This window comes from Helicobacter zhangjianzhongii (genome assembly GCF_030249855.1).
Taxonomy (GTDB): Bacteria; Campylobacterota; Campylobacteria; order Campylobacterales; family Helicobacteraceae; genus Helicobacter_B; species Helicobacter_B zhangjianzhongii.
On sequence record NZ_JANURN010000008.1, the window covers coordinates 97,278 to 107,419 of the forward strand.

Genomic DNA, 10,142 nt, shown 5'->3' on the forward strand with positions numbered 1-10,142 from the left:
GTAGCGTTCGGGACTTAGGGCTGGCTAGCGTGATGGCTAGGGCATAATCACAAGGCGCGATTATATACTAAAATCCGCGCTTTGTGGTGGGTTTGTTGTTTTATCTTATTTTTATTAAACACATATTACTATCACACTAAAATAAAAATGATTCTTAGATTCTAGGAAATATGGGAATCTAGCTGACATTTAGCTTGCAAAGGGTTGGGTATGGATTTTCTGCGAGAAAATATTGATTTTATCGTGTTTGCGGTGCTTGGAGCGATGAGCTTTTTTGCCTTGTGGTTTAGTGTTGAGCGGATTATTTTCTATGCGCGTGTTGATGTAGGTGTCTTTGCAAGTCTTGATGCGCTAGAAGAATCTCTTAGCAAAAATCTAACTGCTTTATATATCATCTATTCAAATGCCCCTTATGTCGGGCTGCTTGGGACGGTGTGTGGGATAATGATTACATTTTATGATATGGGTATGAGTGGCGGAATGGATGCTAAGACAATTATGGTGGGGCTTTCACTCGCGCTAAAAGCAACCGCACTTGGGCTGTGCGTGGCTATCCCTACGCTTATGGTTTATAATATTCTCTTGCGCCGTTGTGATGTGCTAAGCAACCGCTACAAAGCGCAAAAATCACAATCCACCGCACAATATAGAAAAGAGAGAAAGGATAGCGATGAAGCCTAGGCGTGCGGAGGGGCTAAATATCGTGCCTTTTATCGATGTGATGCTTGTTTTGTTAGCTATTGTGCTAAGTGTCTCGACATTTATCGCTCAAGGTAAAATCCCCATCAATCTCCCCCAAGCCGACAATGTCGAAAAAAAGGCAGATGATAAGGTCGTGCAGATTCTTATTAACGCGGACAATCATATCTATATCGATGATAAGGAGCTAGATTCTAGTGCGTTGCGCGAGGCGATCAATGCTATTGATAATGCAACGATGATTGAGGTCAAAAGCGACAAAGACGCGAGGTTTGAAAGCTTTGTGCAAATCATTAGTATTATTAAGGACAAAGGGCATGAGAATTTTTCCATCACTGCACAAACACCTTAAAACCCCATCGTTTATAGGCTTTGCAATCTCACTTGGCGTGCATTTGCTTGGTTTGTCGTGGGTTGTGGGGGTGTTTAGCCAAGATACAATCGCTCAAGTAGGGAGCGCACCGATCACAATGAGTCTAGCAAGTATCAACACAAATGCCCCGCAAAAGACCTACTCTAAGCCCACAAAGCCCAAGCACGCCCAAAATCAGCACCATAAGCAAAAGCATAAGACAAAGCACCCAATCCCAACTCAAGAGATCTTGCAAGACCAAGAGCAAAGACACGACTCGCCACTAGAATCCAAGCAGACTACGCATAAAGATGGCGAGGAGATACAAGAGAGCGCGTCTAATCAAGACTCCCAAGGCTCTACACAAGAGCTTTTAGCGCATAATGAGGGCATAAGCGATGAGTTTTATGCCAAGGTGCAAGCTGCCATAGCACGCAAGCACGATTATCCACAGCTCGCTAGAATCCGCGGTATGCAAGGCACTGTGGTCGTGGAGTTTTGCCTAAAGCCTGATGGGAGTCTTGAAGGACTGCGGGTCGTGCGCTCCAATACAGGAGATATTTTAAATAAGCAAGCAATACAGACGATCCAAGCAGCGCATAAGTCTTTCCCCAAGCCAAGCAAGATTGTTTTACTAAGTATTCCTATCAATTATGGCTTGATCGATCGCTAATTGACTAGAATCTAGTTTTGAGCGATCGTGTGTGTAGTGAGAAAGCCCTAGAATCTAGCTTGTGCTATGGAGCTTTGATTTGATCTGTGCGGTTGGGGGTGGTGATAAAAGTGGATTCTAGGCAGGGGTAAAAGATAGCAAAAGATTGTTGGGAGATGTTGGGCTTGCTAAGCTTCTTCTTCTAGCTCTTTTGGCACTCTTGGCTCTTGGTATTTGTGCAATGACACAATCACACCATTGCTCATATTTTTAAACAGCACGCCATCTTTTGTGCGCCGATAGTAGATGATCTCGCCATTTTTTTGAAATCGCTGCACCAACGCCCCATCTCTCTCGATGACTTTTCCCACTCCGCCAAAAATATCGCGCTGGAAAAATATATCATCAAACAAATCCCCATAACTCACCTTGCCGAAAAACTCCTTAGCCACAGGCCACTTGCGTGCGCAGTCCTTTAGAATGCAGATTCTGCGTTTATTGACTTCTAGTGTCCCAATGGTTTTACCCCCAGCAAAAAGCTCGATAAAAATCTCTTGCTTTTTATTGACAGCAAATGTCGCATAGTCATAGTAGTTAAAAATACGGGATTTTATGTATAGCACGCGCTTGCCGGTAGCCTTTTTGGGCGCGTTTTCTTGCTTTTGTTGATTGTATTGAGAGAGAGCGTCCTTGCTTACGGGTTTGTCAGAAAAGAGATCTAGGACCCCCAAGTTTGCGCAGCCGCCCACAAAGATAGGCAATAGGGCAAGCAGCGCAATGCCACATAGAGATGCAAGAGATTTCACGCTAGTTATCGCCCACCAAGCGCGCGATACCACACGCGACCATCAAGTTTAAGCTCCATTGTTACTTGGCATAATCCAGATTTACAATCGACATTCACGACATCTGCACCACGCACGAGAGCTTGGACTTTGGATTTTACCGTTGAGCTTGTGATCGCCATATTTTCCACTGTGTCTTGACCATTTAATTTCACGCCATACATTTTTTCACCAAGGAGCTTGTAGGCATCAATCATTGCTGCGCGTTTGGCTAGGGCTGTTGATTGCGCTGGGGATATGGAGTTTTGCGGTGCGACTCCTGTGCCTGTTACTTGTAGCTCAATCACATTGCTTGGGGTTAGATTTGGGTTGTTTTGGATGATAGGCTCACTACCCCCTTTTGATGGAGCGATGTCATCATCTTCTTCTACCATAGGGTTACTGCCAATGATAGGTCCCGGATTTGCCAAGGGTGGATTGATCATTGGGGGATTGACACCACCAAAGCTTGGATTTTCAATGCCTGTTGGGTGAAAATCAGCACTTGGCGGAGTGAGCCCAACACCCTCTTGTGTCCCAACGCACGCGACAAGGCTTAGGGCTGTAATTGTCGCAACTGACATCATCTTGATTCTCTGTGTGATACTTGTCATCAAACATCCTTTTTTTGAAAGTTAGTAAGCATAAAGCAAAATATGTGCCAACTTCGTGGATCTTCCTAATGGATTCTCCATATGGCTATGCTTTTGGGGCATTTGGCATAGGCGTATCTCTATCGATTAGCTTTGTTTTGAGCCAGCGATCGTGTAGGCATTGGCGGCTTTGGGATACAAATGGCGCGACAAATCCAACCACAATCGCACAAGTAAATGCCCACACAAACACACGCACAAAAGCACGCATAAAACCAACTTGCCTATGCGGGGATTGTGTAGATTCTGGTGTGTAGCTTGTATCCACAAGCTGCAAGCATACATAGCGCAGCCCCGGTGTCTGCCCACTTTTAGCGATAAATAGCGCGCAAATGCTTGCATAGGAGACAAAGCATACAAAAATCGCAAGCTGGCTATCTCTAAAGCCTTGCGCACCGCCTAGAATCCAATACGCACAATACAAAATAGGTGTATAAATCATAAACATATCAACAAGCAATGCCTTGAGCCTACGGACTAAAAATATCTCTCTAGCTATGGCAGAGAGAGTGTGTGTGCGGACATTTGGCGTATTGGCACTTTTATGCTGTTTTTTTATCGTGCGGAAGCGCGGCTTTTTTGATGTAGATTTGCTTAGTGGCGTAGAGTTTGGTGGTGCGGATTTGCTTGGCGATTTGCTTGGCATAGTAGGGCTAATTTCCCCTAGAGCCGGGCTTTATGGCTTTGTGGTTTTGCGCACAAAGTGGGCAGTCTTTGGGATCATACATTGTGAAGATGAAATCCTCTAAGGCAAAGAGCGGGATAGAATCTGGCAGGCGACACTCGGGCTTTTTGCTTGTCTGCTCTCCATTTGCACGCACGCAAAATCCGCGATTAGCAAGCCCAGCATACGCCACTACCTCTGCTCCAAGAAACTCCACACACCGCGCGGATTCTAGTGCAGAGCCACCTGTGGTGATGATGTCTTCGCATATAATGACCTTTTCGCCCATTCTTACATCAAATCCACGCCGCAGCTGCATTGCCCCATCGACTCGCTCTGTGAAAATAAATCGCACGCCAAGTGCTCGCGCAAGCTCATAGCCTGCTAGAATCCCTCCAAGCGCAGGGGAGCAAATGGTATCTGCTTGTATGCCAGCAGCTATGATCTGCGCTGCTAATGCACAGCCTAGCTGGCTAGCGATTTGTGGATTTTCAAGCACTTTGGCGGATTGGAGATAGTGGGTGGAGTGATTCCCACTGCTTAGGAGAAAATGCCCTTCTAAAAGGGCGTTTGCATCTTTGTAGATTTGCTCGATATTAAGTGCTTGCATTAGATTTTCATAACCTCTTCTTCTTTGTGTTTGACCATTTCATCAATCTTTTTGACAAACTCATCGGTGAGCTTTTGCACATCATCTTGAGCTTTTTTGCTAATGTCTTCGGTGATTTGCTTATCTTTTTCAAGCTTTTTGATGTGGTTGTTGCCATCTTGGCGGATATTGCGCACAGCGATTTTTGCCTTTTCGCCCATAGCCTTTGCCTCTTTGGCGATGTCTTTGCGCTGCTCTTGGGTCATCGGTGGGAAAAATAGCTTGATACATTCGCTATCAGAATTTGGATTGACACCGATATTGGCTTCTTGGATCGCTTTTTCTATATCTTTTAGCAAAGACTTTTCCCACGGCGTGATGACAATGGTGCTTGCATCTTGGGCGATGACAGAGCCTACTTGATTGAGTGGGGTGGGGGTGTCATAATAACTCACACGGATATTATCAAGCACGCTTACAGATACCTTGCCACTGCGCAAGGTGCTAAAATCCTTACGCAAAGATTCTAGGGATTTTTCCATATGGGATTTAGTATGAGTCATAATCTCTTGTGTCATTGTTTGTCCTTTGATGATAGGGTGCTATTGTTCTGGCTGGGTTAGCGTGCCTTGCAAGGGTTGATTAAGCCCAGAGTCTAGTGGCGCATTTAATGGGGCATTAAGCGGTGCGGATTCTACCGATTTAGCTGTGTCAAAGACACTCTTTTGCCTTTGGGTGTTAAGCTGATAGCCTAGGAAAATCGTATTTGCTAGAAATAGCAGTGCTAGGATAATGGTAAATTTCGCCAGAAAGCCTGCTGGTCCTTTAGCCCCAAAGAGCGATTCATTGCTCCCGCTATATGCCCCAAGCCCAAGCGAGCTTGATTTTTGTAGTAGCACGACACCAACAATGGCAAGTGCTAAAAGAATCTCAATTGTGATAAAAAGCACGCTCATAATAACTCCTGCTTAAGAATGCTTGAAAATTAAAGGCGCAATTCTACCATAAATATACGCAAGTCAAACAATGCCTACAACAAACATTTGCTATAATCGCGCTTTTGTTTATCTCAAATAAGTGTTTATAAAGGATAGTGCAATGCTACACCACACCGCAACTTCGTATAAAACGGGGGGGGGGGGGGCAAAGAATTTAGATTCTAGTTCATCTCCTGTCGCTACTTTTGTATTTTTCGCTTTTTTATGTTGCTATGCGTTTATCGTGTTTTACGATAGTGCCTTTGCTGTGATTGATGACCACACGCTGATACAAACGCTTCTTATAGGGCAAAATATCCCACTAACTCATCACATTATCCCAGAAATTGGCAGATTTTACCCACTAGATGGGCAAGATCTCAATGTCTTAAGCGCGATTTTTGGTGCTTCTGCTTCTGTGTTTTATGGCTTTAATGCCCTTTGTGTGCTAGTGGTGGGATTGTGCCTTAGCTATGCTATCGCCACGCTTTTGCCCTTCATTGCCCCACACACCAAAGCCCCTAAAACAATCGCCTACATACTCGTGGCTTTGCTTTTGCTCACACCGGCATTTTGTGGCTCGTGGTTTCGGCTTTTTGTGCCTGAACGAATGGAGTTTGTGTTTTTAAGCATTATGCTTGCAAGCTACGCCTTTGTTGCAAACAATAGGGGTATGCTAAGTGTGATTGTGCTTATTATAGGTGGGCTTAGTGCGATGATCGCTTGCTTTTATAAAGAAACGGCTTTTATCTTAATTGGCAGCTTTGCTTTCACGCACTTGCTGCTAACTTTTCTCAACAAGCGTTCTGTCAATCATCGCGCCTTGCCAAATCGCAAGCTTATGGTCTTTGATGTGCTGCTACTATGTGCTTGTGTGGTATGGGTAGTAGCGTATTATGTCTTTGTTATCGCGCAGAAAACTACTAGCGGTAGATATGGCGATACACTGCATAATCCGCTTATCGTATTTGCTAAAAATCTTTTCACTTACATTATGAATGAGCCGTTTTTGTTCGTGCTTGTGCCGCTGCTATGTTTCTACCGAGTGTTTGTGATTGTGCGTGCCTATAAGGCAAGCCCCACAAGCTCGCCATTTATACCAATACTGGATTCTAGTCTTTGTGCGTGTGCGGCATTTATGGGGGCGTATTTGGTGCTTAATATCTCTAGCGCGCATTATCCGCTTCCGGGCTATATTTTTGGACTTGTGGCATTAAGTGCTATCCCTGCTTTATGGACGCATTTAAGTGGCTTTGTGCGCAAGGTTTTTGCAGTGGTGATCGCGCTTTGTGTGGGGATTTTTGTAAGCAACTCACTTTTTTACTCCGCTCATACAATTGCCCACTACAAAGCCTCTGGGCAAAATCTCCAATCCACTCTGGCATTTTTCTCTAGCCAAAATAAGCCTGTTAGCATAATGCTTGAAGGTGTGGATTGCACATTGATAGAAAAAAGCGAAGTGTGCTATAGCTTTGAAAAATGGCTTGAATATGCTGGAGTCAAAGCGACTATTGTCCCTGATAGAGATATGTATAATCCATTGCGCAAAAGCCTAGAATCCACTTTTGAAAAAGTGGATTCTAGCCAAAGCGACAGCACAAAAGCCGCACCACAGCCGCAATACCTAATCCTAACGCCTTATAGCAGTAATTTTGTCAATAGTGAGTATATCGCGCATTTAGATTCTACCTATAAGCGCATATACCACGCAGATTTTGGGCTAAATCTTGGCTTTGTAGGCATAAAAACACTGATGAAATATGCCTTAGCAAAAGACTCTAGCAATCTTGTCTTTTCAGGCAATATCTGGAATCTACCTGCGCATTTTTATGTCTATGAGCTACCGCAGAAGTAGCTGATTGGTTTAAGAAAACTTTAGCTATAATCCGCGCTTATTTTGACAAAAAGGAAATGTGATGAAGAACTTCGTAGGTTTTAAGAGTGTGGCTCTAGGCTCACTGCTAGCCTTTAGTGCTGCAAATGCGGTAGATATCAATGTAAGCACTTATGGCAAGCTAGGATCATTAGGCTCCATTGACTTTAGCGGCGGTGGCAAGCATTTTGCTGGTGTGTTAGCAAATGCTGGGGCGGATTTCTCGCTGACAAATGGCTTCCGCTGGGGGCTTGGGGCAATTGGTGCTTGGACACCTTATGATAGCGATAGCAAGGCGCAGCCTTATGGGAGTGATGGCGATGCTTCAGAGGCTTACATTGGGTATAAAAACCGCTTGATTTCTTTCTATGCTGGGCGATTTAAAAACGACTTTATGAAGTTTGATTGGCTACAAGGCAATGTGCAAGGGCTTTCACTGCGCTTTACAACCTATGAAGATAAAATGGTCTATTGGCTTACTTATGCCAACTCCTATCTCTACAATGGCAAGCAGCACAACTATTTGCAAGGTGATAGGATTGCAGGTGATCTCTCAAGCCTAACTGCCTATATGAATGGCACAAGCAAAAACCCTCTTTTTGGCAAAGGCGAGTTAGTCGCTGGGGGTGTGGATTTTACTTATAAGGGCTTTTTGCTTAAGCCTTTCGTGCTTTTCCACAGCGGTGCTGGCACAGCAAACGCACTCTTACTGCAAGGTGGTTTGAAAGCTGGCTATGCCTTTGACTTCAAGGGCTTAGAGGGGACCACAGTGCTACAAGGTATGTTTCAATACTGGGACCGCCCAAAAGACTCTATCTCTGGGCTTGTATGGGGGGATCAGTCATTCCGCTATAAGAAGCAATTTCTCTTTGGTGCTGGGATCGTGGGTGTGCTAGGTGGAGCAGGAAGCCATATCTACGCGCTTAGTGATTCTTCTAAATTCTATGGTAGAAGCTTTGCTGGCTCAAGTGCCAATATCGCGCCATATTTCGCTAATGGCTCATTCTATGGCTATGTGTTTGGTGGATTTGACTTTAAGTGGGTGCGACTTGATGCGATGGCAGCATTTGGGACATATCAAGAATACTCTCTTATGTCGAATTTCCATGTATGGCAGCAGAAAAATATGGGGCTTGACCTTGGTGTAGGCTACGCGTATATCAAAAACAACATCACAGGCAGCAGCTCAAACTTCAGCGACAATGCACTAAAAGTGTTTGCTAAATTCTCTTACTAATACTTAGGGGCTAGGTGTCAAGCCCCTTTTTTGCGTAACTTTGGAGTGTGGTATGGTTGTTAGTATTTTATGCGGCGGCTCTGGGACTAGGCTTTTTCCACTTTCTCGCGAGCTTTTGCCCAAGCAGTTTGCCCACATTCTCCCTAAAACAGACAAATACGCTACTTCACTTTTTCAAGAGACTTTAGCGCGCAATGTGGCATTGTGCGCAGAGCAGGGCAGAGAGCCAAAGATACAAATCATCACCAATGAATCGCTCTATTTTCTTGCCAAAGATCAAGCCCACGATCTAGGCGTGCAGATTGATCACTTTATCCTAGAATCCTATGGGAAAAACACCGCCCCAGCTCTAGCTATGGCTGCTTTGCATACGCAAAAGCACTATGGAGGCGATGAGATTATCCTAGCACTGCCAAGCGATCATTTAATCGCCAAAGACAATTATCAATCCTGCATAGAGCAGGCTTTAGAGCAAGCTAGACATAATCAAATCGTAACTTTTGGGATCACGCCTACAAGTCCGCACACAGGCTATGGCTATATCCGCGTGGAGCAGGGCAGCGGGCGTGTGCTAGGCTTCTATGAAAAGCCAGAATCCAAAACCGCGCAGAAATATGTGGATTCTGGGGAGTATTTTTGGAATAGCGGTATGTTTTGCTTCAAGGCTAGTGTGCTGCTTGATGGGCTAAAACACCACGCTAATGACATCTACACTCTTTGTGAAGAGATCTTTGCCCAAAGTCAAAGCCAAATAATCGATGAGCAAGAATGCGTGCGGCTAGACAGGGAGCTAAGTCAAGGGCTTAGGGAAGAGAGTATTGATTATGCCCTAATGGAAAAGGCAGATAATATTGCTTGTATCACAAGCCAGCTGCGCTGGAGTGATGTGGGGAGCTTTGAATCCTTGAGTGAAGAATACCCAAAAGATGCGCAAAACAACGCCACAAATACCCACTTCATCGCCAAGGATTCTAGAAATAACTTTATCTTATCTTCTCGACCTGTTGTAGGCGTAGGCGTGGAGGATATGATAATTGTTGATAGTGATGATTGCTTGCTTGTTAGCAAGATGGGCGAGTCGGCGCGTATTAAAGAGGTGCTGCCGCGTTTGCGTGAATCTTACCCCGAGCTTGCACGCACACATCGCACGACCTATCGCCCGTGGGGGAGCTACACGATCTTGCTAGAATCTAGTTTTTATAAAATCAAGCAAATCATCGTCAAGCCAAAATCTCGCCTAAGCTTGCAGAAGCATTTTCATCGCAATGAGCATTGGATCATTGTCAATGGCAGCGCAGTGGTGCAGCTAGGGGATAAAGAGATATTTTTACAAACCAATCAATCCACCTATATTCCTATGGGGCAGCCCCACAGGCTAGAAAACCCCGGGAAAATCCCCCTTGTGGTGATTGAGGTGCAAATGGGTGAATACCTTGGCGAAGATGACATCGTGCGCCTAGCAGATGACTATGCTCGCAAATAACTAACCCCCCCAAAGGACCTCCTATGCTCTTTAACTCCTATCTTTTTATCTTTTGCTTTTTACCCATAGTGTGGGCTATCTTTCATCTCCTTAAAGCCCTTAGTATCACACAAAACTCTAGCGTGTATATGACCCTTGC

General features: G+C 44.8%; 12 protein-coding genes. 6 read left to right on the forward strand and 6 right to left on the reverse strand.

Translation table 11 applies throughout. From position 1 onward, the window contains the following. Nucleotides 1-210 precede the first annotated feature (210 nt). Genes exbB through NYG90_RS08710 form a run of 3 tightly spaced genes read left to right on the forward strand, consistent with a single transcriptional unit; the run spans nt 211 to nt 1,724 of the window. A complete protein-coding gene (exbB, locus tag NYG90_RS08700; protein ID WP_115011327.1) occupies nt 211-681 on the forward strand; it encodes a TonB-system energizer ExbB in 471 nt (156 codons plus the stop codon). Then, nucleotides 671-1,051 (forward strand): TonB system transport protein ExbD, encoded by a 381-nt coding sequence (exbD, locus tag NYG90_RS08705; RefSeq protein WP_115011328.1) that lies wholly within the window; start codon nt 671-673, stop codon nt 1,049-1,051. Before exbB ends, exbD begins: the two co-directional genes overlap by 11 nt. After that, complete coding sequence (locus tag NYG90_RS08710; RefSeq protein WP_115011329.1) at nt 1,017-1,724, forward strand: energy transducer TonB; 708 nt, start codon at nt 1,017-1,019, stop codon at nt 1,722-1,724. Before exbD ends, NYG90_RS08710 begins: the two co-directional genes overlap by 35 nt. Nucleotides 1,725-1,891: 167 nt before the next feature. On the opposite strand, the gene NYG90_RS08715 is transcribed toward NYG90_RS08710, so the two are convergent. The 6 genes from NYG90_RS08715 to secG all read right to left on the reverse strand — a co-directional run bounded on the left by NYG90_RS08715 (nt 1,892) and on the right by secG (nt 5,389). Further along, a complete protein-coding gene (locus NYG90_RS08715) occupies nt 1,892-2,509 on the reverse strand; it encodes an HP0838 family lipoprotein (RefSeq protein ID WP_147278770.1) in 618 nt (205 codons plus the stop codon). 5 nt (nt 2,510-2,514) lie between these two features. Then, on the reverse strand, nt 2,515-3,141 hold the full coding sequence (locus tag NYG90_RS08720; RefSeq protein ID WP_115011331.1) for an LPP20 family lipoprotein: 627 nt from the start codon (nt 3,139-3,141) through the stop codon (nt 2,515-2,517). Nucleotides 3,142-3,226: 85 nt separating this feature from the next. After that, nucleotides 3,227-3,826 carry an RDD family protein gene (locus NYG90_RS08725; RefSeq protein WP_285257540.1) on the reverse strand — a complete coding sequence of 200 codons (600 nt, stop codon included), beginning with the start codon at nt 3,824-3,826 and terminating at the stop codon, nt 3,227-3,229. Between the two features lie 7 nt (nt 3,827-3,833). Then, nucleotides 3,834-4,454, reverse strand: a complete 621-nt coding sequence (gene pyrE / locus NYG90_RS08730; RefSeq protein WP_115011333.1) for an orotate phosphoribosyltransferase — start codon at nt 4,452-4,454, stop codon at nt 3,834-3,836. Further along, nucleotides 4,454-5,011, reverse strand: coding sequence for a ribosome recycling factor (gene frr, locus NYG90_RS08735; protein ID WP_285257539.1), 558 nt, complete (start codon nt 5,009-5,011; stop codon nt 4,454-4,456). The genes pyrE and frr overlap by 1 nt, the downstream gene beginning before the upstream one ends. A 24-nt stretch (nt 5,012-5,035) precedes the next feature. Further along, nucleotides 5,036-5,389, reverse strand: coding sequence for a preprotein translocase subunit SecG (secG, locus tag NYG90_RS08740; protein WP_434062738.1), 354 nt, complete (start codon nt 5,387-5,389; stop codon nt 5,036-5,038). Between the two features lie 142 nt (nt 5,390-5,531). Here secG and NYG90_RS08745 point away from each other — a divergent pair, with 142 nt between their 5' ends. From NYG90_RS08745 to NYG90_RS08755, 3 genes are all read left to right on the forward strand, one after another. After that, nucleotides 5,532-7,265: a hypothetical protein gene (locus NYG90_RS08745; RefSeq protein WP_285264945.1), complete on the forward strand. Its 1,734-nt coding sequence runs from the start codon at nt 5,532-5,534 to the stop codon at nt 7,263-7,265. 61 nt (nt 7,266-7,326) lie between these two features. Then, nucleotides 7,327-8,520: a hypothetical protein gene (locus NYG90_RS08750; RefSeq protein ID WP_285257537.1), complete on the forward strand. Its 1,194-nt coding sequence runs from the start codon at nt 7,327-7,329 to the stop codon at nt 8,518-8,520. A 52-nt stretch (nt 8,521-8,572) separates the two neighbouring features. Further along, entirely contained in the window at nt 8,573-10,003 is a 1,431-nt protein-coding gene (locus NYG90_RS08755) for a mannose-1-phosphate guanylyltransferase/mannose-6-phosphate isomerase (RefSeq protein WP_285264946.1), read from the forward strand. The last annotated feature ends 139 nt before the right edge of the window (nt 10,004-10,142 follow it).

Excerpts from the sequence above, each read along its gene's own strand:
- exbB (WP_115011327.1), top strand. The coding sequence starts at position 211 with ATGGATTTTCTGCGAGAAAATATTGATTTTATCGTGTTTGCGGTGCTT.
- exbD (WP_115011328.1), top strand. The coding sequence starts at position 671 with ATGAAGCCTAGGCGTGCGGAGGGGCTAAATATCGTGCCTTTTATCGAT.
- NYG90_RS08710 (WP_115011329.1), top strand. The coding sequence starts at position 1,017 with ATGAGAATTTTTCCATCACTGCACAAACACCTTAAAACCCCATCGTTT.
- NYG90_RS08720 (WP_115011331.1), bottom strand. The coding sequence starts at position 3,141 with ATGACAAGTATCACACAGAGAATCAAGATGATGTCAGTTGCGACAATT.
- NYG90_RS08725 (WP_285257540.1), bottom strand. The coding sequence starts at position 3,826 with ATGCCAAGCAAATCGCCAAGCAAATCCGCACCACCAAACTCTACGCCA.
- pyrE (WP_115011333.1), bottom strand. The coding sequence starts at position 4,454 with ATGCAAGCACTTAATATCGAGCAAATCTACAAAGATGCAAACGCCCTT.
- frr (WP_285257539.1), bottom strand. The coding sequence starts at position 5,011 with ATGACACAAGAGATTATGACTCATACTAAATCCCATATGGAAAAATCC.
- secG (WP_434062738.1), bottom strand. The coding sequence starts at position 5,389 with ATGAGCGTGCTTTTTATCACAATTGAGATTCTTTTAGCACTTGCCATT.
- NYG90_RS08745 (WP_285264945.1), top strand. The coding sequence starts at position 5,532 with ATGCTACACCACACCGCAACTTCGTATAAAACGGGGGGGGGGGGGGCA.
- NYG90_RS08750 (WP_285257537.1), top strand. The coding sequence starts at position 7,327 with ATGAAGAACTTCGTAGGTTTTAAGAGTGTGGCTCTAGGCTCACTGCTA.
- NYG90_RS08755 (WP_285264946.1), top strand. The coding sequence starts at position 8,573 with ATGGTTGTTAGTATTTTATGCGGCGGCTCTGGGACTAGGCTTTTTCCA.